Genomic DNA, 24,315 nt, shown 5'->3' with positions numbered 1-24,315 from the left:
GCTGGTACGCAGATGTTCGAGGGGTGACCGTGACGGCCGCGTGAAGCCTGGCGGTGGTGCGGTGGTGCGGTGGTGCGGTGGTGCGGGGGTCGGCAGCGGGCGTGCGGCCCGGCCCCGTGTGGAGCCTGGCCACGGCGTGGCGCTCGCCCCCGGTCGTGCGTGTCGGCCCCGCGGGGGGCCCGGGCCCCCGGGGGGGGGGGGGGGCGGGGGGCGGGGGGGGGGGGGGGGGGGGGGGGGGGGGGGGGCCGGGCCCCGCGGGGGGGGGGGGCCCGGCCCCGGGGGCGCGCGGGGGCGGGCGGCTCGTCCGGTGGCCGGTGGGTTGGTCCTGGGCTCAGCCGGCCGGCTGGGTGAAGCGGATGCGGTTGCCGAACGGGTCGCGCAGCCCGCAGTCGGTGCCGTACGGCCGCTCGGTGGGCTCCTCGGTGAACTCCACGCCCTGGGCCAGCAACTTCTCGTACGTGCCCCGACAGTCGTCGGTGGTGAGGATGAGCCAGCCGCCCATCGCCCCCTTGGTCACCAGGTCGCGCACCTGCGCCGCGGTCTCCTCCGACATCGCCGGCGCGCCCGGCTTCTCCAGCAGGATCTGCCGCTCGGGGTGGCCGGGAACGGCGACCGTCAGCCAGCGCATGAAGCCGAGTTCGACATCGGCGGCGACCTCAAGGCCGAGCTTGCCGACGTAGAAGTCGAGGGCTTCGTCCTGGTCGAGTACGTATATCTGCGATTGCGTGATGGCGTTGAACATGTCCCTCACGCTACTGAGCGGCGCGGCCGAAAACTTATCCAAAACTGCTGAGGTGGGCGTCGGCTCCGCCGAGGCGTCGGCTCCGCCCGGCTGCGGGAGTGCCCGGCCGCGGGAGCGCCCGGCCGCAGCATGGCCGGCCCGCCCCGATCACAGCGTCGCCCGGCTGCCCGGGCTCGGGGACTGCCCGGGCTCAGGGGCTGCTCGGCCGGGTCCAGGCCATCGTGAAGCACGTCGGGACGCCCGCGGCCACCGCCCGCTTGCGGTAGTCGCGCGGCGAGGTGCCGACGATGTCGCGGAAGGTGCGGCTGAAGGTGCCGGGGCTGCCGAAGCCGACGGCGAAGCAGATGTCCGTCACGCTGCGGTCGCTCTCCCGCAGCAGGAACATCGCCCGCTCCACCCGACGGCGCTGCAAGTAGCGGTGCGGGGTCTCGCCGAACGTCGCCCGGAAGACCCGCGCGAAGTGCGCCGGCGACACATGGGCGATCCGGGCCAGCGCGGGCACGTCCAACGGCTGCCCGTAGGCCCGGTCCATCGCGTCCCTGGCCCGCAGCATGCGGCGGTTGGTGTCTTCCACGGCGCGGCTCACGGGACCATCCCACCACGCCGCCGCACACCACAGGCAGAGCAGACGCAGAACGGGCGCGCAGCCGATACGGCCACGCGCCCGTTCCCCACGGACGAAACAGAAACACACCCGGGCGCGGACGACGTACGCCCACGCACCCGCGGCCGGGGCACACCCTTAAGCCAGAGCCAGAGCCAGAGCCAGAGCCAGAGCCAGAGCCAGAGCCAGAGCCGGCGCCAAGGCCAAGCGCCAGAGGCGACCCCAACGCCAAGCGCCAGCGCTACGCGTCCGCGACCTCGACCTGAATCTCCACCTCGACCGGCGCGTCCAGCGGCAGCACCGCGACGCCGACCGCGCTGCGCGCATGCACGCCCGCGTCGCCGAGCACCTCGCGCAGCAGCTCGCTCGCGCCGTTGAGCACGCCGGGCTGGCCGGTGAAGTCGGCCGCCGAGGCGACGAACCCGACCACCTTGACGACCCTGACCACCCGGTCCAGGTCGCCGATCTGCGACTTGACGGCCGCCAGCGCGTTGAGCGCGCACAGCCTGGCCTGCTCCTTGGCCTCGTCCGGGGTGACCTCGGCGCCGACCTTGCCGGTCACCGAGAGCTGGCCGTCGACCAGCGGGAGCTGGCCCGCGGTGTAGACGTAGGGGCCGGTCCGCACCGCCGGGACGTACGCGGCCAGCGGCGCGGCCACCTCGGGCAGCGTCAGCCCGAGGTCGGCGATCCGCTGTTCGACGGCGCTCACGCGGTCTTCTCGCGCTTGAGGTAGGCCACGAGCTGCTCGGGGTTGGGGCCGGGGACGACCTGGACGAGCTCCCAGCCGTCCTCGCCCCAGGTGTCCAGAATCTGCTTGGTCGCGTGGACGAGCAGCGGCACGGTCGAGTATTCCCACTTGGTCATGGGGCGACTGTAATGCCTTGGCCGGGAGCCTCGTGCGTAGCCCGGAAGGGGACTGGTTAGGCTCACAGACGTGAGCAGGCTCCATGTCGTTAGTGGCAAGGGCGGCACCGGCAAGACCACGGTCGCCGCGGCACTCGCGCTGGCCCTCGCCACCGGCGGCCGGCGCACGCTGTTGGTGGAGGTGGAGGGCCGGCAGGGGATCGCCCAGCTCTTCGAGACGGCGACGCTGCCGTACGAGGAGCGCAAGATCGCGGTCGCGCCGGGCGGCGGCGAGGTGTTCGCACTCGCCATCGATCCCGAGCTCGCCCTGCTCGACTACCTCCAGATGTTCTACAAGATGGGCAGCGCGGGCCGGGCGCTGAAGAAGCTCGGCGCGATCGACTTCGCCACCACGGTCGCCCCCGGCCTGCGGGACGTGCTGCTGACCGGCAAGGCGTGCGAGGCGGTCCGCCGCAAGGGCAAGGACGGCCGGTTCGCGTACGACTCGGTCGTCATGGACGCGCCACCGACCGGCCGCATCACCCGCTTCCTCAACGTCAACGACGAGGTCGCGGGGCTCGCCAGGGTGGGCCCGATACACAACCAGGCGCAGGCCGTGATGCGGGTCCTCAAATCGGCGGAGACGGCCGTACACCTGGTGACGCTGCTGGAGGAGATGCCGGTCCAGGAGACCGTGGACGGCATCGCCGAACTGCGGGACGAGGACCTCGCCGTCGGCGCCGTGGTCATCAACATGGTCCGGCCGGCGATCCTGGACGCCACCGCCGTCGACCTCGCCGCGACCGAGGGGCGCGCCGGCATCGCCCGCGCGCTCGCCGCGGCCGGGCTGGGCTCGGCGCGCCCCGGCGGCCGGGCCGAGCAGTTGGTCGAGCCGCTCATCGAGCAGGCTCACGAGCACGCGGAGCGGGTCGGCCTGGAGCGCGCCCAACGCGCCGAACTGGCCCGACTCGGCCTGCCCACCCATGAGTTGGAGCAGCTCACCGAGGGCGTCGACCTGGCCGGGCTCTACCGCCTCGCGGCCGACCTCCGAGAGCAGTGGCTGGCGTGAGCGCCCCCCACCCGACGCCCCGACCAGCCCAGGCCGCACCCGTCCAGGCACCGAACCGGTCACGCGGCGTGAACCAGCCACCCGGCCCCGACCGGCCCCACCGCACCAGCACGAAGAACAGCACGAGCACGGCGTACGGCACGAGCACGGCGTACGGCGCGCACCCGCGCGTCAGGCGTACGTACGGGCAGGAGGCGGCATGACGATGGACCCGGCGCCACGGCTGGACGCCGATGCGGTGCTCGACGACCCGCAGACCCGGATCGTGGTGTGTTGCGGCGCGGGCGGGGTCGGCAAGACCACGACGGCGGCGGCCCTCGGCGTACGCGCCGCCGAGCGGGGCCGCAAGGTCGTCGTGCTCACCATCGACCCGGCGCGCCGGCTCGCCCAGTCCATGGGGATTGACTCGCTTGACAACGTTCCCCGCCAGGTCAAGGGCATCGATGCCGCGGCCGGCGGCGAACTGCACGCCATGATGCTGGACATGAAGCGCACCTTCGACGAGTTCGTCGAGACGCACGCGGACGCCGAACGCGCCGCCGCGATCCTGCGCAACCCCTTCTACCAGTCCCTGTCGGCCGGCTTCGCGGGCACGCAGGAGTACATGGCGATGGAGAAGCTCGGCCAGTTGCGGGCCCGCGACGAGTGGGACCTGATCATCGTGGACACCCCGCCCAGCCGCTCGGCGCTGGACTTCCTGGACGCGCCCAAGCGACTCGGCTCCTTCCTCGACGGCAAGTTCATCAAGGTGCTGATGGCGCCCGCGAAGGTGGGCGGCCGGGCCGGCATGAAGTTCCTCAATGTCGGCATGTCGATGATGACCGGCACCGTGAGCAAGCTGCTCGGCGGCCAACTGCTGCGTGACGTGCAGACGTTCGCGGCGGCCATGGACACCATGTTCGGCGGCTTCCGCACCCGCGCCGACGCCACGTACCAACTCCTCCAGGCCCCCGGCACGGCCTTCCTCGTGGTGGCGGCGCCGGAGCGGGACGCGCTGCGCGAGGCCGCGTACTTCGTCGAGCGGCTGGCCGCCGAGCGGATGCCGCTGGCCGGCCTCGTACTGAACCGGGTGCACGGCAGCGGCGCGGCCCAACACTCCGCCGCGCGGGCGCTGGCCGCCGCGGAGAGCTTGCAGGCCGCGGCGGGGGAGGAGCGGACGGGCGGGGACGCGGAAGGCGGGGAAATCGTGGGCGAGGGCATCGCCGGTGGTGAGGCTGACAGCGGGGCCGACGGCAGTGCCGAGGGGGCGGTCACCCCGGGCACGGCAGCCGGAACCCCGGTCAACTCAAAGGAAAATCTGACCGCCGACGGCATTATCGATCGGCCCACCGGGCAAGGGGAAGACAGTCCTTCCCAGCCCACCACCCGCATCCCGTACGACACGGCAGAGCGCACCGACCCCACCGATGCACTCGCTCACGACGAGGGGCCGCACGCCACCGCTACACCTCCCACACCAGCCAGTACGTCGCCCGGCGCGACACCGGAGCCCGGCACCCACCCGGCCACCGACACCGAGGCCGCCACTCCCCCGGAGACCTCGGTGGACGGGACCGCCGACGGGTCCGAAGCAGCCGGCGACGCCGACGTCCACGAGTTGGCCGCGGGGCTCCTGCTGCTGCACGCCGAGCGGATGTCCCTGCTCGCCCGCGAACAGCGCACCAGGGACCGCTTCACGGCCCTGCACCCGGAGGTCCCGGTGGCCGAGGTCGCGGCGCTGCCCGGCGACGTCCACGACCTGTCGGGGCTGCGCGCGGTGGGCGAACGCCTCGCCACCCAGCAGGGCTGACCGAGCAGGGCCGGCCCGCATCGAGCAGGGCCGGCCGCGCAGAGCTGATCCCGCGGCAGCGGCCTCGCAGAGCTGCCCCACCGCCCCTCACGTCACACCACCCACACCATGCATGCAGAAGCGCCCCTCCACTGCGGCGCCGTCATGGGGGAGCAACACGACGACACGCCAGCGGACGGGCGCGGAGAGGTCGTACGACACGGATGCCCGCGGTGCGCGGACGCCCACGGTACGGGGACGGCAGCGGCGCGGGGATGGCGGTGGTGCAGGAACAGCGACGATACGGGGACGCCGACGGTAGGGACGTCGTACGAGGTCGGACACCGGGCGAGGCCGGACGCCCGGCGACGCGGCCGATGGACGCAGGACACGACACGGGGCGCGGGGCCGGGGACCACGGCGACGCGAGGCGCGAGGTTCATGACAACACGAGCCCCGTACGGTGCTGACGCCGGACGCAGCGCGGAGGCCGGACGGCACGCCGACCGGACATGCCGGGCGCTGCGACCACGCACCGGCACCACCGCACCGGCACCACGCGCACCACCACCGCGGCGGACCACGTCAGCACGCGGCCCGCATCGGTATCCGGAATCCGGGGTCGGCCCAGTGGCGCCCGGCAGTGGGCGCCTGCACCGGGAAAGCGGAACGGCCCGTCGGCGGGCGTTTCGCTAACCGACCGCGGCGTAGTCGTTGTCGAAGGGGTCGTACTCGTCCTCGTCGAGCCCGACGGGCAGGATGCCCGTACCGCGCTCGTACTCCGTGCGTGCGGTCTCCAGCAATCTGCGCCAGGAGGTGACCGTCGGTCGTCGGCGTAACAGCGCTCGCCGCTCCCGCTCGGTCATCCCACCCCACACGCCGAACTCGACGCGGTTGTCCAGGGCGTCCGCGAGGCACTCGGTGCGCACGGGGCAGCCGGTGCAGACCGCCTTGGCCCTGTTCTGTGCTGCACCTTGTACGAAAAGTTCATCCGGATCGGTAGTGCGGCAGGCTGCCTGCGCACTCCAGTCGGTTACCCAGCCCATGCTGGCGCCGTCCTCTCCCGAATTGAGGCTCCCCCACGGCGACAAACGGCATATTCACCGTCGCCAGTTGAGGACGTTACGGAAGGCAGGCAGGGCGCAACACCCCCTGCGGGCCCAATCTTGAATGGCCCGAACGGACTATGCGTACGCGGCAGATCACCCAACGGAGTGAGCTGACGGCATTACCGTCTTTTCCGGCAATGCGGTACAGGTCCCCCATGGCAAATAGGGGCATCTGCCGATAGATGCGGCAATGCGGACAGGTCTCATCACTCACAGGAGTGACGGCTGAGGTGTTGCGGCAGCGTACGACTGGGGCTGGCGTGAAACAGCGTATGCGAACAGGTGGGCGCCTGTCCGGCGAATGAGAACGTAGGCTGCCTCCATGGCAAAGAAGCGCTCCGGCGGCGGTCTCACCACGACCCAGCAGGCCGCGAAGTTCCTCGGTGTCAGCGTGCTCGCCGGAGCCGTACTGGCCGGCCTCGCCCTGCCGGCCGCGGGCGTCATCGGCCTCGCGGCCAAGGGTTCCGTCGAGGGCTTCGACGAAATACCAGCCAACATGAAGACGCCCCCGCTCAGCGAGCGGACCACCGTCCTGGACGCCAAGGGCAACGAGATCGCGAAGATCTACTCGCGCGACCGGACCGTGGTGGACCTCCCGCACATCTCCCCGTACATGCAGCAGGCGATCGTCGCCATCGAGGACGCCCGCTTCTACGAGCACGGGGCGGTCGACCTCAAGGGCGTGCTGCGCGCGGTCAACAAGAACGCGCAGTCCGGCGGCGTCTCCGAGGGCGCGTCCACGCTCACCCAGCAGTACGTGAAGAACGTCTTCATCGAAGAGGCGGGCAACGACTCGGGCAAGTTCGCCGCAGCCACCGAACAGAGCGTCGGCCGCAAGATCAAGGAACTGAAGTACGCGATCCAGGTCGAGAAGGAACTCGGCAAGAAGCGCATCCTCCAGAACTACCTGAACATCACGTTCTTCGGTCAGCAGGCGTACGGCGTCGAGGCCGCGGCCCAGCGCTACTTCAGCAAGAGCGCCAAGGACCTCTCCCTGGACCAGGCCGCGCTGCTCGCCGGCCTCGTCCAGTCGCCGAGCCGCTACGACCCGGTCAACAACCCGGACGAGGCGCTGGAGCGGCGCAACACCGTGTTGCGCAGGATGGCCGACGTCAAGAACATCACCCCGGCGCAGGCCGCAGCCGCCCGTAAGAAGCCGCTCGGCCTGAAGGTCAGCCGCCCCAAGAACGGCTGCATCACCGCCGTCCGCGGCGCCGGCTTCTTCTGCGACTACGTGCGCCAGGTCTTCCTCACCGACCCGCTCTTCGGCAAGACCTCGAAAGACCGCGCCAAGCGCTGGAACCAGGGCGGTCTGACGATCCGTACGACGCTCGAACCGCAGGCGCAGACCGCGGTGCAGCAGTCGATCCGCCAGCACGTCTACCAGACCGACTCGGTCGCCACCGCCGTCACCCTGGTCGAGCCGGGCACCGGCCGGGTGATCGGCATGGGCCAGTCGCGGCCGTACGGGTTCGGCGACAACGAGACCCAGATCAACCTGTCGGCCGACCGGCGGATGGGCGGCTCGAACTTCGGCTTCCAGACCGGTTCGACGTTCAAGCCCATCACCGCGGCAGCCGCCCTGGAGAAGGGGAAGTCCCCCATCCAGCGGTACTCATCGCCGTACCGGATGAAGTACCCGAGCCCCGTCTCCCTCTGCAACGGCAGTTGGAGCAACGCCGGGGACCAGGAGACGGTGCAGAACGAGAACCGCAGCGAGGTCGGCCCGTACCGGATGCCGGAGGCCACCGCGAAGTCGGTCAACACCTACTTCGTGCAGTTGATCAGCGACATCGGCGTCTGCCCGGTCACCGAACTGGCCGACAAGATGGGCGTGCGCCCGGCGAACGGCGAGAAGCTCAAGCAGGTGCCGTCCATCACCCTCGGCAGTGAGGGCATGTCCCCGCTGACCATGGCCAACGCGTACGCCACCTTCGCCAACCGCGGCACCTACTGCTCGCCGGTCTTCATCGACTCGATCACCGGCCCCGGCGGCAAGAAGCTGAAGGTGCCGGAGTCGACGTGCTCGCGGGCCATGTCGGTGAAGACCGCCGACACCATCAACACGCTGCTGCGCGGCGTGGTCGAGGACGGCACCGGCAAGAAGGCCGGCCTCGCCAGCCGGGCCAGCGCGGGCAAGACGGGTACGACGGACGGCCGCAAGGCCGCCTGGTTCGTCGGCTACACCCCGAACCTGGCCGGCGCGGTGTGGGTCGGCGGCCCCGGCGAGCGCGACGTAGAGATGGAGAACATCACCATCGGCGGCGTCTACCACGAGAAGGTGTTCGGCGCCGACACCCCCGGCCCGATCTGGAAGGACGCCATGACCGGCGCCCTGGAGGGCAAGCCGGCGCCCGGATTCACCACCGTGAAGATCGACGACCCGGACAAGAAGAAGGACAAGGACAAGCCGGGCGACGGCGACGACGACAAGCCGCGCAAGCCCAAGAAGCCGCAGCGCCCCGGCCGGGGCGACGGCGAGGACCCGTGGCCCGACATCAGCATCCCGCCGGACTTCATCGGCGGCACCGACGGCGGCTGGAACGACGGCCGCGACAACGGCCGGGGCAACGGCGGCGGTCGCGGCAACGGGGGCGGCCGGGGCGACTGGCCCGGCGTGGACTAGCGGGCCGGCCGGCCCGTCTGCGCGAGGTGGTGGCGGGCGAGATCCTCGTACGGGACGGGCCCCTGCTCGTACGGGATCGGCCCCGCGCACGGCAGGCGGGCCGCCCACGACACGGCCGCACGGCCGCGGCCCCCACCGACCCGGTGATCCCCACCAACCCAGCCGCAGCCGGGCTCATCCCCGGCGCCGAGGCCCCGGCGGCGGGACGGGTTGCAGCGGCGGTGCGGGGTCAGCCGGCGAGCAGGCGCTTGACCGTGGCGGCGACCCGGCCGCCCTCGGCGCGGCCCGCGACCTTGGGGTTCACGATCTTCATGACGGCGCCCATCGCGCGCGGCCCCTCCGCGCCGCCGGCCTTCGCCTCCGCGACGGCCTCGGCCACCAGGGTGTCCAGCTCGTCGTCGGTGAGCTGCTTGGGCAGGTACGCGGCGAGCACCTCGCCCTCGGCCCGCTCCCGCTCGGCCGACTCCGCACGACCGCCGTCGGCGAACGCGTCGGCCGCCTCGCGCCGCTTCTTCGCCTCACGCGCGATGATCTTCTCCACCTCGGCATCGGAGAGCTCGCGCGCGGTGTCGCCCGCCACCTCTTCCTTGGTGATGGCCGTGATGGTGAGCCGCAGCGTGGAGGAGCGCAGCTCGTCGCGGGCCTTGATGGCCGTGGTGAGGTCGTTCTGAAGCCTGGTCTTGAGCGTGGTCATGCCGTCGAGTCTGCCAGGGGCCCCGGCGGAACGCCCCGTGATTTCCCGGCGGGACGCCCCGTGATTTTGAGGTGCCGCGGGTTCTGCGACCATGGGCGCATGCGTGCGCGATACGGAGTACCTCTCGGAATCACCGCTGGAATCACGGCAGTCGGCGCGGCCGGCCTCGTCTATTCGGTGGGCATCGAAGCCCGCTCGTTCCGGCTCCGACGCGTGAGCGTCCCGGTGCTGCCACCGGGCATGGAACCGCTCCGGGTGCTCCAGGTCTCCGACATTCACATGGTGCGCGGCCAGCGGAAGAAGCAGCGCTGGCTCCAGTCGCTCGCCGGGCTGCGCCCGGACTTCGTGGTCAACACCGGCGACAACCTCTCCGACCCGGAGGCCGTCCCCGAGGTGCTGGACGCGCTCGGCCCGCTGCTCGAACTCCCCGGTACGTACGTCTTCGGCTCCAACGACTACTACGGCCCGCGGCTGCGCAACCCGGCCCGCTACCTGCTGGAGAAGGCCAGCGGCCGACACGGCCTGAACGGGAACCCGCCGGTCGTGGGCGCCATCCACAACCCGTGGGAGGACCTGCGGGACACGTTCGACGCGGCGGGCTGGGTCGGCCTGTCCAACACCCGGGGCCGGCTGAAGCTGGACGGCGTGGAGATCGCGCTCACCGGCCTGGACGACCCACACATCAAGCGGGACCGGTACGCGAAGGTGGCCGGCGGCCCGGAGCAGGACGCGGACCTGTCCCTGGCGATAGTCCACGCGCCGTACCTGCGCAGCCTGGACGCCTTCGCCGCCGACGGCTACCCGCTGATCCTGGCCGGCCACACCCACGGCGGCCAGGTCTGCATCCCCTTCTACGGCGCCCTGGTCACCAACTGCGACCTCGATACGGACCGGGTCAAGGGCCTCTCCACCCACCGGGCCGGAGGCAACCGCGCCTACCTCCACGTCTCCGCAGGCTGCGGCGCCAACCGCTACACCCCCTTCCGCTTCGCGTGCCCACCGGAAGCGACGCTTCTGACGCTTGTCGCCCGGGAGGGGTGAGGGGGAGGGGAGCGGCGGGCGGGGTGGGTCCCGCCTCGGGGTGGCCGGGGCTGCCGGGGTTGGTGCTTTTTGGTGGCTGCGGGGGCTCGGCGGCTTTCGATGAGGGGGCGGCGGCCGGCTTGGGCGATCGGCCTCGCCGCGGGCCGAGGCCGGTGGCTAGGGCTGTGATCCGCCTCACGTAGCCGGCTGGCTGGCTGGTTGGCCGGTTGGTTGGCTGGCGCCGCGCTTTGGGGGAGGGTTCCGTTCCCTGTCCCGGGTCGGCTGCTGGCTGTGCGCCCGCAGCCTCGACACCCACCCGGGGGCACCCACCCGGGACACCCACCCGCAACGCGGCGCCGACAGGGTTGGCTGTGGCTGTGGTGGGGCCGGGCTTGGGTGTGTGGGGGCGGGCGGGGCTGGCGCGTGTGGGTGCCTTGGGGGCGCGTGCCAGGGGGTGGTGCTGGGGGTCTTGGGGTGGCGCGTGCAGGGAGTGGGGCTGGGTGGCCTGGGGTGAGTGGCCTGGGGCGGGTGGGGGCCGGAGTGGTTGGGCCGGGCGTGCGGGGGCTGGGCGAGGTGGGGCGAGCTGCCTCCGCTGGGCGCCCCACTCCCCCCCAGTCCCCACCCAGTCCCACCCGTGCTGCGCGCCGTGGCTCCGCCCCAGGTCGGCCGCGCGGATGCAGGGTGGGAACCGGATTTCGTCTACGGCGACCAGTCCGCTAAAGTAGAGCTCGTTGCTTCGGGGTGTAGCGCAGCTTGGCAGCGCGCTTCGTTCGGGACGAAGAGGTCGTGGGTTCAAATCCCGCCACCCCGACTGAAGGAACAGTAGGGCAGGCCCGGTGCTGAGAGATCAGTGCCGGGCCTGATTTGCTTGCGGCCCCGTTTTGGGAGCCGACTTCAGGGCACGGCTCCCGCACGGCTCCCACGAGTACCCCCAAGAAGAACTCATGCCAAGCGCGAGATGAGCGTCCAGCGGACGGGGGGCCTCCACTCCGCTTCAGATGTCGTCACCCTCCGATTGTCAGTGGCGGTCCTTACCCTGAGACGTGCTTGGCAGCACGTCCCCCGGGAGCACCCATGGACCACCTCTACAAAGACCTCGGCAACCTCAAGAGAGGTTCCACGGTCATCGTCACATTGCGCAACCAAGCCAACGTCCAGGTGATGACGCGCAGTGAGTACAGCAAGTACAGGTTGGGAAAGAGGCACCGGTACCTGGGTGGCCGTGTCAGCCGCTCGCCTCACCAGATCACCATCCCAAGTAGCGGACACTGGGTCGCGGCCATCGACCTCGGCGGCTACTCCGGCCGCATCGCAGCATCCATCCAGGTCCAGCTACCTCCCCGGGGCTTCCTGCCCCCAGCCCGCGAACCGCAGGGCAGCCCAGCCCGCTCCGTCGCAGTCCATGAACCGGAGGAGCCTGCTGGCGATGTGCTTGAAGGCCAGACCTGGGACGTCTTCATCTCCCACGCGTCCGAGGACAAAGGGTCTGTCGCTCGCCCCCTTCGGGACGCACTTACCAAGCTGGGTGTGACTGTCTGGCTCGACGAAGCCCAAATGCGGATCGGCCACAGCCTCCGCCGCAAGATCGATGAAGGGATCAGGGCAAGCCGATTCGGCGTCGTCGTGCTCTCGGACCCCTTCTTCGCCAAGGGTTGGACCAACCACGAACTCGACGGGCTCGTCACCCGTAACGTGGCCGGGGAGCAGTCGCTCCTGCCGATCTGGCACAACCTGAGTGTCGAAGACGTCCGGCGCTACAGCCCCTCCCTCGCAGACAAGGTGGCGATGGCTACCAGCGACTACTCCATCGAGGAGATCGCACAGCAGATCGCTGACGTGGTGCAAGAGGAAAACTTCGCTTAGCGTCAGCCCGTGGGCATGCCGCCTCGATGTTGCCGGATCCCAGCGAGTGGGAAAGGACGTCAATACACGAGCGCGCCGGAGGGACCACTCCGCAGGACTTGTGCCGGGGCGACCACAGACGGTACGACGATCGACATGCACCGATGGTCCCCGTTAAATGACCGGCAGCTCGCGCTCCTTACCCGTATCCAGGGCGGAGCCGACCCCGTCACGTCGGACAGCCCCGAACTCGCTCTCACCGCCCGGGCGCTCAAGGAGCGGCGCCTGATCACCATGCCCAAGCAGAATGGGAAGTGGCAGGCGGAGATCACTGACGCGGGACGCTTCTACCTGGAGCACGGCCACCACCCGGACCGGCCGGAACCAGCTCAGCGCAAGCAGCGGTCAACGGGTTCTGGTCAACGGACACGACCTGTACCGCCACCACAGAAGCAAGCCGCAGCCCCGTCCACGACGAAGCCAGCGCCGAAGCGCGCCGCCAAGACTTCGCAGCCGTCACCGGCGGAAGTCGGAGCGGCTTTGATCGCGGAGGTACAGCAGGCCGGGCGGTTCCTCCGGATCCCGAACCCCAGCGACGAGCAGCGGGCCAGCTACCGCAGGGCGTTCGACGCAGCACGGCAATGCGCTCCGGACGGGTACCACCTGAAGTACAGCGGTCGGGCGAAGGGAGACTTCTTCCTCGGTCTGCTCAGGGTGACCGGCGAGGATGAGACCGAGTGGAACCGAATCCGACTGGCGCGCAGCCGTGTGATCACCGACATCGAGGACGTGATCGCCGCGGTCACCGCGGACCACAGCGCCTTTGAGATCTCGGAAGAGGTTCTTCCCCGGGTGCTCTCGCTGCTTCGGCTCCTCGCCGAGCAGGCCCTCGCACGGCACGGCGATATCGCGGTGTCGAAGAAGCGCAGGCAGCCGAGGCCGCTGCTGACCGTCCACGGCAGGACGTACGAGGTCAGCTTCAGCGAACGGCAGAAGCCGGTCCGGTACGTCCCCAAGCAGGAGGGCCGTCGTACGTACGACTGGCAACGTGTCACCCCCGCCCAGAAGTCCGAGCCGTCTGGCGAACTAGAGCTGCTAGTCAGCCAGCAGTCGGGCTACAGCTACGGCTGGAAGAAGGACTGGGCCGACACGGCCAAGAAGGCGTTGGAGGACCAGATCGGTTCAGTCTTCCGGGCGTTGAAGGCGCGCGCGGAGGAGCAGGAGCGGGCTCGACTGGAACGTGAGGCGGAGCAGCAGCGCCTGCGAGAGGAGCAGGAGCGGCAGGAGGTCGAGCGTCGACGCTTGGAAGCGGAGCGGGAGGAGCGTGAGCACCGGGAGTGGGAGGCAGCCGTTGGCGTGGCTTCGACCAAGGCGATTCACGCGGTGCGGGCCGAGCGCTTCGGCACGGCCCTTGAGCAGTGGCAGGTTGCAGGGGAGATCCGGACGTTCTGTGCCGCTCTGGATGAAGCCGCCGCCGCGTCGCGTGACGCCCTCGAAGCCGAGAGACTGCGCGAGTGGTCGGCTTGGGGGAAGGCGGAGGCGGACCGGCTCGATCCCACCCTGAGCGGCAGGGGACTGGCTTTCCTCAACTTCCACGCGGAGCCGACGGGAGATCAACTGCGGCCGTTCCTCGACGGCTGGCATCCGCACCGGCCGGAGAAGGAGAAGAAGCCCGCTACACAGCCGGTGCCGCCCAAACCGGAACCAGATCCGTGGCGCGGGCTCATCGACGCACGTCAGGATCAAGGCTGGAGATATGGACGCCAAGGTCGCGCTCAATGGTGGAGGCAATGACGCCATGGCCGCGGTCGCGGAGCGCCTTGACCGCCTTCTCGACCAGCTCTCCGAGCCGAATGACCTCGGCGCGCAGGGCGACCAACTCGTCGTAGCGGTCAGCCTTGTCCTGGCCGCACCACGCCCGGACGGTTCGCAGGACGGCCGCCTCCGCGTCCAACTTGTGCTCGTGCCGCCGACTGTAGGAGTACCAGGAAGACTGGAAACGCTCCTGCTCGATGTCCTGCTGCTTGCGATCCACCTCCGGAAGGATCTCGTCGGCGAGGCGGGCAGCCATGTGGCGGGCGACGCGCTCGGTGACCGGCCACCCGGCCAGGCACATGCCGTGGCGGTTCTCGTGCACCATGGCGTCGTCGCGGAGTTCGGCAGCATCCATGTCGATGAGCGGCGCGGTCTCATCGAGGCGGCTCAGCTCCAGAATCCCTGCGCCCGCCACCGTTCGGCGCAGGCGCAGCTTGTTCTTCGGACGGACGAAGCCGAGGATCATGCGCGCAGCCTCAAAATCCGTGCTGCCCCGGACGTGACGGGAGGACTCGGCCAGCGCCAGCTCCGCCGCGTCGTCCGCGCGGAACGTATCGACATCTGCCCACGGTGCTACGAGAGACCCGGAACTGACCCACTCCTGCAAGCCAGCCGCATCACCTTCGAGGAACCGCACGTGGATCCAGCCAGACCTGCCAGGGCCGCCCACCCGAACGACCTCAACCTGTCGAACCTCGCTACCCAGATCCTTCGGCCTCGCGCGGTATGCCCAGTGTTCACCAGTCTCCATGTGCCCATTGAGCCAGCTCTGTGGGCCCCACCACTGGGCATTCGCCCTAATGGCCAGAGCGAGCTGACCGCACAAGGTTGACGCTGCTCCACCGAGGCACCAGTGCTCTACAGGCATGCGTGACTCCCGGCGTGCACACGGGCGTTCGCCGAGTACGCGCACTGGAGAGGCCCGACCTATCGCCAGGCGGACGTCGAGCGTCGTCTTCCACGGCTGGGCTAGGTCGAGCATGAGGAGCTTGCCTGTGCCGGAAGCGACGTGGGCGCAGCGCGTCGAGATATCGACGTGGTAGTTGGCGTCGGTGCTACTCCCCGTCCGTCACGGCGGTGCTCATGGAGTCCAGGCCGGGAACGCCCTTCCTCAGCAAGCTGACCTTAGCCTCGGCGATGGCCGAGGAAGCCGAACTACCTGGTGATGCCGGTTGCGCGGCTTATCCCCAGGCATGTGTGGGGCGAAAGACGGGGACGTGCACGGGGCAGCGGTGTACGGCCGATGGCCGTAGCGGGATCGGGCCGCTTCAAGCGGTCGCGAGAATCCGAGCCCGTGACGGCATCACGCGACTCATTCAAGAGCTCGAACTCGTAAAGCCGCAGGTCAGAAGCCGTGAATGGGGCGGCGAACAGCGCATGCTGGAGAGGCACCACAGCGGCTGTCGGCAAATTCGTGAGAACTCGAATCGACTCCCTGCGCGGTGCCGTCTCCCCCGTGTCCGTGGGCGCCACCGGACACGACGAGCTGACTTGCGCGGCTAACTCCCCGCCGATCCAAGGTGCCTTCACCCATTCACCGCGTGCTGCCGCACGCCTGAGAGACAAAAGGTTTGCCATGCCCATTACGAACGGCTACCCGGATGACCCGCAGCCGCACGGAACGCCGACCGAGCCGCACACGCCGGACGAGACCCCCGCGGAGCGCACACGCTCACAGAACGTCCTCGCCTGGGTCACCGTCGGGTTGTCCGCAGCCTGCTGCACCGCCGGTGTGGTCCTCTCCCTGACCGGCTACGAGGAGACAGGAATCGCCCTTATCGCCGCCGGGCCCTTGGAACGAGGCGCCAGTGCCCGGAAGTAGGGCAGGGGCGTGACGCGGGGCTCTGCCGCCGGACTCAACCCGTCCGGCAGCAGAGGCCCAACCGCGCCTAGGCAATGCCGTGGAGAGCGAGCCTGCGCGCTTTCAGAAGCTCGTTGAGGACGCGCACCGGTGACGTGGGGTACATCGCCAGACGGGCGTCGAGCGCCACCTCCCATTGCTCGGTCAGTCCGACTATGAGGCGCTTGCGCATGCCACGGGTGACGTGGGCATAGCGCGCCGAGACGGATCCGTCGATGTGGTCCATGCGTTCGTCCATGAGGACCTTCTCCGTGCCGAGGTCCTCCACCATCGTCGTCCGGTGGGTGTGGCGCAGGCCGTGAGGCGTAAGGCCCTTGGCGATGGGCAGCCAGCAGACGTCGGCCCGCTAACTCGCGCCGCGTCCGAGTGCTGGGCCACGGCTCGCCGAGAATCGGCACCGCACGGGCCTCCTGGGGCGCCTTCTTCGGGTACCAGCCGGAGACCGCCGGGGAGAACAGCCAGGTCGCGAAACCGTTCCTGCGCCAGTGGGCCGCGTGCTCGGTGGTCATGCCGCCGCGCACGAATCCGAGGTCGGTGATCGCCTGCTCGATACGGACGCGGGTGTCCTCCCGTACACGGTCGGGGTGGTGGAGGACGTTGGACACTGTCCCCGTAGACACCCCGGCACGGCGTGCGACGTCGACAAGCTTCGCGCCCTGGTGGCCTCCGGTACGGGCCGTTCCCTGGCCTCGGAAAACGTACGTCCTGCCGTGGCAGGGGCAGGGGGTCGGCTTCGTCCGGGCGATGTGGTTGATGACCAGGGTGGACGGCCAGTCCATCGCGTCGATGGTGCGGTAGCTGTCATCCTTGGGCGGGCGCGACCTTGTAGCGGCCGGCCGCGCCCTGGCCGCTCAGGCACGCTCGACCAGGGCTGCGAGGCCGATGGCCGTGCCCCAGAACGAGCCCGTCGCCGCGACGTTGTTGAGCCCGACAAAGCTTCCCAGTCCACGCCGATAGGCCGACCGTTGACAGCTTCCTTCACTCCATCCGAGGGAGCCGTCGCTGTACCGGGTCACACCGTAGGCATCAGGTAACCGCTCGCCCCTCTTGGCTCAGATGCCCCCGTGGCACCGAGGCCCGCTGCTACGGTCCCCGCATGACGCACTCGGTCTCCGCTGTCCGCTCTGTCGACCTCCGAGTCGAGCCGGTCGACAAGGTTCTTGACCGCGTCGAGCGGTCCCTTCAGACCCGACTGGACCCGAGCACGGTGGTACGCAAACGCCGATCCGTCGGCGCACGGACCGACCGCGACACCTGGGTACGGGTGGAACGTCGGCCGCTCGACAGAATCACCGACCAGGGGTGGAACGGTACGGAGAGCGCAGCGCGCCTTGAGGGCGTCGCCCAGCCCGCGTGGCGGGGGTGTGTGGTCTGGCAGGACGCGGACGAGCCGGTGATGTGGCGGGCGGACGAGTCCGACCTTCTTCCCGGTACGCCGATCGGGACCGCCGTCCTGGCGGAGGAGCCGACGCTGTCGGAGGAGTGGTGGCGGGACTTCGGTTCTTCACTGGACGCGCTCGCACGGAACACGACCAAGCGCGTAGCCACTCCGGACACCGTCACGATCACACAGGAGCTGGTCAGCGGGTCGATCCGGGGCGTGTTCCCCGAGGTGATCGACACGACCGTCGAGCGGTGGGTTCCGGCCCACGCCGACCTGAACTGGGCCAACATGAGCGCGCCGACCTTCTCCCTCTTCGACTGGGAGGACTGGGGAAACGCCCCCCGGGGCCTCGACTCCGCGACCCTCTGGGCCGCCTCGCTCGCCGTCCCCGCTCTGACCGACCGCGTACGACGCGAGCGGAGGCACGACTTCGAGAGCCGGGACGGCAAGCTGATGACGCTCTTCGTATGCGCCAAGATCCTCGGACCGGACGCGCACCCGCAGGACCCCCGGATCGAACCCGCCCGGCACAGGGCACGGCAGATCATCTCGGAGCTTCAGACCGGCTGGCCCATCGACCGCTCTCGGAGGAGGGTGCGGTACTCGTGGATCGTCTGCTCATCGGGCTCGGCGGCCAGGGCATCGAGTAGTTCGCCCAGATGAGCCGCATCGTTCGTACCCACGGCCATGGTCCCGACACCCGGGAGGCAGTACGAGGTCCGAAAGGCCGCCTGGACACGGGAGAATCCGTCACCGCCCCGAAGAAAGACCCGGGGGTCGATCCGATCCCATACCGGATCCGCCGCGCTACCGCCGAAGGGGCTCATGCCCCATAACCGACTGCGGTCGAGGTCCCAGGGCACCGCGAGGGCTTCGGCGGCTTCGAGCGTTCTGGTACCGACCAGCAGCCCGGCTCGCGCCATGAGTATCGACGGTTTCGGCGTCGTCAGATCGACGAAGCCGACCAGCGGGAACGGATCCCAGGAGGCAACGCCCCAGGCACCGCACAGCCCCTTCGACGTAGCGTCGTCCAGCGCGGCGCACGCCTGCGCCAGCGTGCCCCGACCATGGGCGGAGGCGTCGCCGAGGGAGTGCTCCGGGTTGTACAGGAACACCAGGTCGGGCTCCCGTCCGAGATCGCGGGCGGCGTGTTCCACGGCCTCGTACAGCCGCACGGGGTCCAGGGAGCGCTCGGCGCGTTCCCGTCCGGGGAAGCAGCCCACCTTCGTGGAGACCATGAGCCTGGGCAGAAGGTCGCCGGCCGTCCGCGCCAGGACGGTGTGCGAGCGGAATCCGAAGTAGTTGGCGCTCGTGTCGACCGAGGTGACGCCGAGATCCAGCGCCCCGGTCAGGAGGGGGCGTTCGTGACGAGACCGGTGTAGCCCGAGGACAACTCGGGGGCAAGGACCGCGCACAGCTCCTCCTTCACCAGGATCTCGGCGACCTCCATCGCTTCGGACCCGGCGACGGAGACCGCCCGGTCCAGCGGGACGGGCCTCCCGCTCAGCAGCAGCCGCAGCGAGGGCAGTGCTTTGGCGAGGACATGATGGATGCCTCCACAGAGTGGGAAGGCGGCTCTGCCAGGACAGGAACGCGAGCGAGGCCGTCGATCTGATGTCCGTCCGGGGGCGAAGTTGCGAGCTCGGTCCGAGGACGACTGAGGTCCAGTCAACGGCCAGGCCCCTCGGGTGCGGAACGTTTCTGGGGGGTTTCTCCAGGGGGCGCCACCCTCGTAAACAGGGGTGGAATGTATTGTCCAGCCGCCCTGTTGGGATAGGACAGGAGTGATGACGTGCCCGGTGAGTCCTTAGCTGTCCACCCTTTGACCTTCGTCCGTCAGTCGCGCGGATGGAGGAAGGCCGAGTTCGCCCGCCTCATGCAGGCGCGTGGCAAGCTGCTCGACATCCCCCTGGCGGCGAATCGCACGACCGTCTGGAAGTGGGAGCAGGGTCAGGAACCGGACGCGGACGCTCAGCGCGTGCTCGGCGAGCTGCTGTCCGTTCCGTACGAACGGACGCAAGCGGAGGGCTGGCCTCGGTGGCTTCCGGTCTGGGAGGTGACGGGACTCACCGTGCCTTGGACCGAGGCCGGCACCGTCGAGGCGCTGGCCGATCTTGTGGGGAGTGGACGGTTGGATCGACGAGGCTTTCTCACCATCACCGGTGCTGCCTTGACGGGGTTCGCGTCGAGCTGGGTCGAGGCACCCTCCGCGTTCGCCTCGGCAATCAACGGCGACCGCGTCACCGACGTGATGGTCTCGACGATCGAGCAGCGCGTCAGCACACTTCGCACCCTTGATGATCAGTTGGGGGGTGCCCGGCTCCTGGAACAGGCCCGAGGCGATCTTTCCCTGGTCACGGGCCTGCTCAGCGGCGGCCGGTACACAGACGACGTCCGGGTCCGCCTGTACGCCCTGGCAGCCCGGACCTCGCATCTCACCGGCTGGGTGGCGTACGACGCGGGGCTGCGGTCCGCTGGCCAGCGGTACTACGTCGGGGGGGGGGGGGGGCCCCCCCCCCCCCGCGGCGGCCCCCGCGGGGGGGGGGGCCGGGCCGGGGGGGGGGGGGGGGGAGGCCCCCCCCCCCCCCCCCCCCTTTTTTTTTAATGATACGCCCACCACCGACATCTACACATGGAGTATCGGCGGCAGCGTCAGATGTTTATAAGAGACAGCCCCCGCCGGGCGGCGACGCGCCGGGCCAACGACCGGGCGCCGGCCCCCAGATGGGCGCCGGTCCACCCGGCGGGAGCGGCGCCCTCCCCCGTCCCGCTGGCCACATCGACCTGGTCAGGGCGGTACGCGCAGAACACGCCCCGTACAGCGCGAGTTAGGCTCGCGATGGCCGCTAGGACCACTGCACCGGGCCGTGCCCCCGCAGCGGACCGGCGCATACGATGCCCACGGCACGGCCGGCCCACCCAACGGCCCCCTACTTCAACGGAAGAGAGACACCACCACCGTGACTGCTCTGACTCTCAGCACGTCGAGTGCGACCACACTGCGTGCGGACGCCGTCGTCGTCGGTGTGGCGAAGGGCGCCAAGGGCCCCGTCGTCGCGCCGGGCGCCGAGGCCATCGACAAGGCGTTCGACGGCAAGCTGGCCGCCGTCCTGGAAACCCTCGGCGCCTCCGGTGCCGAGGGCGAGGCCACCAAGCTGCCGTCCGCGTCCGGGATCAAGGCCCCGGTCGTGCTCGCGGTCGGCCTCGGGGACACCCCGAAGGGGGACGACGGCTTCGACGCCGAGGTGCTCCGCCGTGCCGCCGGCACCGCGGCCCGCGCGCTGACCGGCGTCAAGAAGGCCGCGTTCGCGCTGCCGCTGCCCGACCTGGAGTCCGCTGCCGCGGTCGCCGAGGGCGCGCTGCTCGGTGCGTACGCGTTCACCTCGTACCGGGGCGGCAAGGGCAAGGGCAAGAACGAGGCCGGTGCCCCGCTGGCCGAGGTCGCGCTGCTCGGTGGGAAGCCGCGGGACAAGGCGTACAAGGCCGCGATCGAGCGGGCCGAGGCGCTGGCCGCCGAGGTCAACCGGGCCCGTGACCTGATCAACATCCCCTCCAACGACCTGACCCCGAAGCTCTTCGCCGAGCAGGCGCAGGCCGCGGCCAAGGAGTTCGGCCTCAAGGTCGAGGTGCTGGACGAGAAGGCGCTGGCCAAGGGCGGCTTCGGCGGTCTGATCGGCGTCGGCAAGGGCTCGGAGAACCCGCCGCGCCTGGTCAAGCTGGCCTACCAGCACCCGAAGGCGAGCAAGACGCTGGCGCTGGTCGGCAAGGGCATCACGTACGACTCGGGCGGCATCTCGCTCAAGCCGGCCGGCCACAACGAGACGATGAAGTGCGACATGAGCGGTGCCGCCGCGGTGTTCGCCGCCGTCGTGGCCGCCGCCAAGCTGGGCCTGAAGGTCAACGTGACCGGCTGGCTGGCGCTCGCCGAGAACATGCCGTCCGGCTCGGCCACCCGCCCCGGTGACGTGCTGCGCATGTACAGCGGCAAGACGGTCGAGGTGCTCAACACCGACGCCGAGGGCCGGCTGGTGCTCGCCGACGCGCTCACCCGCGCCTCGGAGGAGAAGCCGGACGCGATCGTGGACGTGGCGACGCTGACCGGCGCGATGATCCTCGCGCTGGGCAACCGCACCTTCGGGATCATGGCGAACGACGACGCCTTCCGCACCTCGCTGCACGAGATCGCGACGGAGGTCGGCGAGCAGTCCTGGCCGATGCCGATGCCGCGCGAGCTGCGCAAGGGCATGGACTCGCCGATCGCGGACATCGCGAACATGGGCGAGCGCGCGGGCGGCGGCCTGGTCGCCGGCCTGTTCCTGGAGGAGTTCGTCGGCGAGGGCATCACCTGGGCGCACCTGGACATCGCGGGCCCGGCCTTCCACGAGAGCGCCCCGTACGGCTACACCCACAAGGGCGGCACCGGCTCCTCGGTGCGCACCCTGGTGCGGCTCGCCGAGCGCACCGCCGCCGGCGACCTGGGCTGACCGACCCGGCCCGTGTCCACAGGGTGGATGGCGCCCGCTGCGCCGCCCATCCGGTGGACCCGGCCGGACCGGACCGGTCCGGACCGCACCAGTCCGGATCAGACCGGATCGGGCTGGCCCGCCCCCGCCCCGCCCGGCGGGTTGAATCGCAGTGAACACGGCTCCCACCAGAGCGTGACCAACGGCCCCGAGCGCCTGCGCCCGGGGCCGTGGCGCGTTCGCTGACAGCGATCTACTCGCGGGTACGAACGGGGCCGAGCGCGGTGTCCGCCCGGGATTCTGGCCGTACGAGCGCTTTCGGCCACCGCGGAGCACAGCCCGGCGTCCCACCGTCCGCGAACAAGTGCGAAGATGTTGTCTCGGCAGGACAGGGCCTGTGGCTCGCACACACACCCGAGCCACACCGCAGGGCCGAGTAAGACAGCGGCCGAACAACAGCCGCCGCCCGGTCACAGGCTCCGCTTCCGTAGGCTCTGCTGGAGACAGCAGAAACGAAGCGCAGCGGAGTGACCGGCTCCGGCGTACCCATGCATGGAGGACGTGACGTGGCGAACGACGCCAGCACTGTTTTCGACCTAGTGATCCTCGGGGGCGGCAGCGGTGGCTACGCCGCTGCCCTGCGCGGAGCTCAGCTTGGCCTGGACGTCGCCCTGATCGAGAAGAACAAGGTCGGCGGTACCTGCCTGCACAACGGCTGCATTCCCACCAAGGCGCTGCTGCACGCCGGTGAGATCGCCGACCAGGCCCGCGAAAGCGCCGAGTTCGGCGTGAAGGCCACCTTCGACGGCATCGACATCGCGGCGGTGCACAAGTACAAGGACGGCGTGATCGCCGGCCTGTACAAGGGCCTCCAGGGCCTGATCGCCAGCCGCAAGGTCACCTATGTGGAGGGCGAGGGCCGCCTGTCCTCGCCGACCTCGGTGGACGTGAACGGCCAGCGGTACGAGGGCCGCCACGTCCTGCTCGCGACCGGCTCCGTGCCGAAGTCGCTGCCGGGCCTGGAGATCGACGGCAACCGCGTCATCTCCTCCGACCACGCCCTGGTCCTGGACCGGGTGCCGGAGTCCGCGATCGTGCTCGGCGGCGGCGTCATCGGCGTCGAGTTCGCCTCCGCCTGGAAGTCCTTCGGCACCGACGTGACGATCGTCGAGGCGCTGCCGAACCTGGTTCCGGTCGAGGACGTGAACAGCTCCAAGCTGCTGGAGCGCGCCTTCCGCAAGCGCGGCATCAAGTTCTCCGTCGGCTCCCGCTTCTCGGGCGTGGAGTACACCGCGAACGGCGTAAAGGTCTCGCTGGAGAACGGCAAGACCTTCGAGGCCGAGCTGCTGCTCGTCGCCGTCGGCCGCGGCCCGGTCTCGCAGGGCCGGGGTTACGAGGAGGCCGGGGTCGCCACGGACCGCGGCTACGTCCTGGTCGACGAGTACATGCGCACCAACGTGCCGACCGTCTCGGCCGTCGGTGACCTGGTCCCCACGCTCCAGCTCGCGCACGTCGGCTTCGCGGAGGGCATCCTGGTCGCGGAGCGGCTCGCCGGTCTGAAGACCGTGCCGATCGACTACGACGGCGTGCCGCGCGGCCCGTACTGCCACCCCGAGGTCGCCTCCGTCGGGCTCACCGAGGAGAAGGCCAAGGAGCTGTACGGCGCCGACAAGGTGGTCGCCCTCAAGTACAACCTGGGCGGCAACGGCAAGAGCCGCATCCTGAAGACCACCGGTGAGATCAAGCTGGTCCAGGTGCGCGACGGCGCCGTGGTCGGCGTCCACATGGTCGGTGACCGCATGGGTGAGCAGGTCGGCGAAGCCCAGCTCATCTACAACTGGGAGGCGCTGCCCGCCGAGGTGGCGCAGCTCATCCACGCGCACCCCACGCAGAACGAAGCCCTCGGCGAGGCCCACCTGGCACTGGCCGGCAAGCCGCTGCACTCGCACGACTAGTAGTACCGGGCGCGACCACATCCGCAAGATCGTTAGGAGCAACCGAAACCATGGCGGTTTCCGTAACCCTGCCGGCGCTCGGCGAGAGCGTCACCGAGGGCACCGTCACCCGCTGGCTCAAGGCCGAGGGTGAGCGCGTCGAGGCCGACGAGCCGCTGCTTGAGGTCTCGACCGACAAGGTCGACACCGAAATTCCGGCCCCCGCGTCCGGCACCCTGCTGGAGATCCTGATCGCCGAGGACGAGACGGCCGAGGTCGGCGCGAAGCTGGCGGTCATCGGTGCCGCTGGTGCCGCTCCGGCTGCTGCTGCCCCGGCCGCGGCTCCGGCTCCGGCCGCTGCTCCGGCCCCGGCTGCCGCTCCGGCGCCCGCCCCGGCTCCGGCCCCGGCGGCGCCGGGCCCGTCTCGGGGGGCGGGGGGGGCGCGGGGGCGGCCGCCCCCGCCCACCCCCCGGCCGGCAGCGGCGCCCCAACCGCGCCTAGGCAATGCCGTGGAGAGCGAGCCTGCGCGCTTTCAGAAGCT

The 24,315-nt window shown here is 70.3% G+C and carries 18 protein-coding genes, 1 tRNA gene and 4 pseudogenes; 13 read left to right on the top strand and 10 right to left on the bottom strand.

The features are described 5' to 3' along the window. Positions 1 to 331: 331 nt before the first annotated feature. The 4 genes from AAHZ94_RS02140 to sp36 all read right to left on the bottom strand — a co-directional run bounded on the left by AAHZ94_RS02140 (position 332) and on the right by sp36 (position 2,210). The gene (locus AAHZ94_RS02140) at positions 332 to 742 is read right to left on the bottom strand and encodes a VOC family protein (RefSeq protein WP_349990101.1); all 411 of its coding nucleotides are present in this window, start codon (positions 740 to 742) and stop codon (positions 332 to 334) included. Positions 743 to 932: 190 nt separating this feature from the next. Beyond that, positions 933 to 1,295, bottom strand: coding sequence for a helix-turn-helix domain-containing protein (locus AAHZ94_RS02135; RefSeq protein ID WP_349990108.1), 363 nt, complete (start codon positions 1,293 to 1,295; stop codon positions 933 to 935). A 292-nt stretch (positions 1,296 to 1,587) separates the two neighbouring features. After that, positions 1,588 to 2,055 (bottom strand): RidA family protein, encoded by a 468-nt coding sequence (locus AAHZ94_RS02130; RefSeq protein ID WP_349990100.1) that lies wholly within the window; start codon positions 2,053 to 2,055, stop codon positions 1,588 to 1,590. After that, complete coding sequence (sp36, locus tag AAHZ94_RS02125) at positions 2,052 to 2,210, bottom strand: Sp36 family protein (RefSeq protein WP_003956809.1); 159 nt, start codon at positions 2,208 to 2,210, stop codon at positions 2,052 to 2,054. Before sp36 ends, AAHZ94_RS02130 begins: the two co-directional genes overlap by 4 nt. A 70-nt stretch (positions 2,211 to 2,280) precedes the next feature. On the opposite strand from sp36, the gene bagA reads away from it, so the two are divergent. Together bagA and bagB are read left to right on the top strand one after the other, a co-directional pair. Beyond that, a complete protein-coding gene (gene bagA, locus AAHZ94_RS02120; RefSeq protein WP_349990099.1) occupies positions 2,281 to 3,258 on the top strand; it encodes an ATPase BagA in 978 nt (325 codons plus the stop codon). 205 nt (positions 3,259 to 3,463) lie between these two features. Next, positions 3,464 to 5,047 (top strand): ATPase BagB, encoded by a 1,584-nt coding sequence (gene bagB / locus AAHZ94_RS02115; RefSeq protein ID WP_502964561.1) that lies wholly within the window; start codon positions 3,464 to 3,466, stop codon positions 5,045 to 5,047. A gap of 671 nt (positions 5,048 to 5,718) precedes the next feature. Here bagB and AAHZ94_RS02110 read toward each other — a convergent pair. After that, positions 5,719 to 6,072 (bottom strand): WhiB family transcriptional regulator, encoded by a 354-nt coding sequence (locus AAHZ94_RS02110; protein ID WP_349990097.1) that lies wholly within the window; start codon positions 6,070 to 6,072, stop codon positions 5,719 to 5,721. Between the two features lie 385 nt (positions 6,073 to 6,457). Here AAHZ94_RS02110 and AAHZ94_RS02105 point away from each other — a divergent pair, with 385 nt between their 5' ends. After that, positions 6,458 to 8,761 (top strand): transglycosylase domain-containing protein, encoded by a 2,304-nt coding sequence (locus AAHZ94_RS02105; protein WP_349990096.1) that lies wholly within the window; start codon positions 6,458 to 6,460, stop codon positions 8,759 to 8,761. Positions 8,762 to 8,990: 229 nt separating this feature from the next. On the opposite strand, the gene AAHZ94_RS02100 is transcribed toward AAHZ94_RS02105, so the two are convergent. Continuing rightward, the gene (locus tag AAHZ94_RS02100; RefSeq protein WP_349990095.1) at positions 8,991 to 9,455 is read right to left on the bottom strand and encodes a GatB/YqeY domain-containing protein; all 465 of its coding nucleotides are present in this window, start codon (positions 9,453 to 9,455) and stop codon (positions 8,991 to 8,993) included. Between the two features lie 99 nt (positions 9,456 to 9,554). Between AAHZ94_RS02100 and AAHZ94_RS02095 the strand changes: the two genes are divergently transcribed. The 4 genes from AAHZ94_RS02095 (at position 9,555) to AAHZ94_RS02080 (ending at position 14,111) form a co-directional block, all read left to right on the top strand. Beyond that, positions 9,555 to 10,496, top strand: a complete 942-nt coding sequence (locus tag AAHZ94_RS02095) for a metallophosphoesterase (protein ID WP_349990094.1) — start codon at positions 9,555 to 9,557, stop codon at positions 10,494 to 10,496. 716 nt (positions 10,497 to 11,212) lie between these two features. Beyond that, positions 11,213 to 11,286, top strand: a tRNA-Pro gene (locus AAHZ94_RS02090). Between the two features lie 263 nt (positions 11,287 to 11,549). After that, positions 11,550 to 12,338, top strand: coding sequence for a DUF1883 domain-containing protein (locus AAHZ94_RS02085; RefSeq protein ID WP_349990093.1), 789 nt, complete (start codon positions 11,550 to 11,552; stop codon positions 12,336 to 12,338). A gap of 135 nt (positions 12,339 to 12,473) precedes the next feature. Further along, positions 12,474 to 14,111, top strand: coding sequence for a PE-PGRS family protein (locus AAHZ94_RS02080; protein ID WP_349990092.1), 1,638 nt, complete (start codon positions 12,474 to 12,476; stop codon positions 14,109 to 14,111). Here the strand turns inward: AAHZ94_RS02080 and AAHZ94_RS02075 are convergent. Next, positions 14,041 to 14,883, bottom strand: coding sequence for a PE-PGRS family protein (locus AAHZ94_RS02075; protein WP_349990091.1), 843 nt, complete (start codon positions 14,881 to 14,883; stop codon positions 14,041 to 14,043). The genes AAHZ94_RS02080 and AAHZ94_RS02075 overlap by 71 nt on opposite strands. Before the next feature lie 825 nt (positions 14,884 to 15,708). Between AAHZ94_RS02075 and AAHZ94_RS02070 the strand changes: the two genes are divergently transcribed. Continuing rightward, positions 15,709 to 15,954 carry a hypothetical protein gene (locus tag AAHZ94_RS02070; protein WP_349990090.1) on the top strand — a complete coding sequence of 82 codons (246 nt, stop codon included), beginning with the start codon at positions 15,709 to 15,711 and terminating at the stop codon, positions 15,952 to 15,954. Between the two features lie 67 nt (positions 15,955 to 16,021). On the opposite strand, the pseudogene AAHZ94_RS02065 reads toward AAHZ94_RS02070, so the two are convergent. Next, positions 16,022 to 16,808, bottom strand: a pseudogene (locus AAHZ94_RS02065) (LacI family DNA-binding transcriptional regulator); the annotation flags it as partial. A 281-nt stretch (positions 16,809 to 17,089) separates the two neighbouring features. On the opposite strand from AAHZ94_RS02065, the pseudogene AAHZ94_RS02060 reads away from it, so the two are divergent. Then, positions 17,090 to 17,938 (top strand): annotated as a pseudogene (locus AAHZ94_RS02060) (hypothetical protein); the annotation flags it as partial. Here the strand turns inward: AAHZ94_RS02060 and AAHZ94_RS02055 are convergent. Beyond that, positions 17,935 to 18,792, bottom strand: coding sequence for an aldo/keto reductase (locus AAHZ94_RS02055; protein WP_349990089.1), 858 nt, complete (start codon positions 18,790 to 18,792; stop codon positions 17,935 to 17,937). The pseudogene AAHZ94_RS02060 and the gene AAHZ94_RS02055 sit on opposite strands and share 4 nt — an antisense overlap. After that, a pseudogene (locus AAHZ94_RS02050) lies at positions 18,726 to 18,914 on the bottom strand (JmjC domain-containing protein); the annotation flags it as partial. The gene AAHZ94_RS02055 and the pseudogene AAHZ94_RS02050, both read right to left, overlap by 67 nt. Before the next feature lie 255 nt (positions 18,915 to 19,169). On the opposite strand from AAHZ94_RS02050, the pseudogene AAHZ94_RS02045 reads away from it, so the two are divergent. The 4 genes and pseudogenes from AAHZ94_RS02045 to AAHZ94_RS02030 all read left to right on the top strand — a co-directional run. Continuing rightward, positions 19,170 to 19,874: pseudogene (locus AAHZ94_RS02045) on the top strand (NsdA family TPR-like regulatory protein); the annotation flags it as partial. Between the two features lie 463 nt (positions 19,875 to 20,337). Then, positions 20,338 to 21,861: a leucyl aminopeptidase gene (locus AAHZ94_RS02040; protein ID WP_349990088.1), complete on the top strand. Its 1,524-nt coding sequence runs from the start codon at positions 20,338 to 20,340 to the stop codon at positions 21,859 to 21,861. 545 nt (positions 21,862 to 22,406) lie between these two features. Beyond that, complete coding sequence (gene lpdA / locus AAHZ94_RS02035; protein WP_349990087.1) at positions 22,407 to 23,795, top strand: dihydrolipoyl dehydrogenase; 1,389 nt, start codon at positions 22,407 to 22,409, stop codon at positions 23,793 to 23,795. Positions 23,796 to 23,845: 50 nt separating this feature from the next. After that, a partial coding sequence (locus AAHZ94_RS02030) for a biotin/lipoyl-containing protein (protein WP_349990086.1) occupies positions 23,846 to 24,315 on the top strand: 470 nt, incomplete at its 3' end.

The sequence above is a fragment of the Streptomyces sp. HSW2009 genome (genome assembly GCF_040240285.1).
GTDB lineage: Bacteria > Actinomycetota > Actinomycetes > Streptomycetales > Streptomycetaceae > Streptomyces.
The sequence above is the reverse complement of the archived record's forward strand: the minus strand, read 5'-3'. Positions and strand labels throughout refer to the sequence as shown.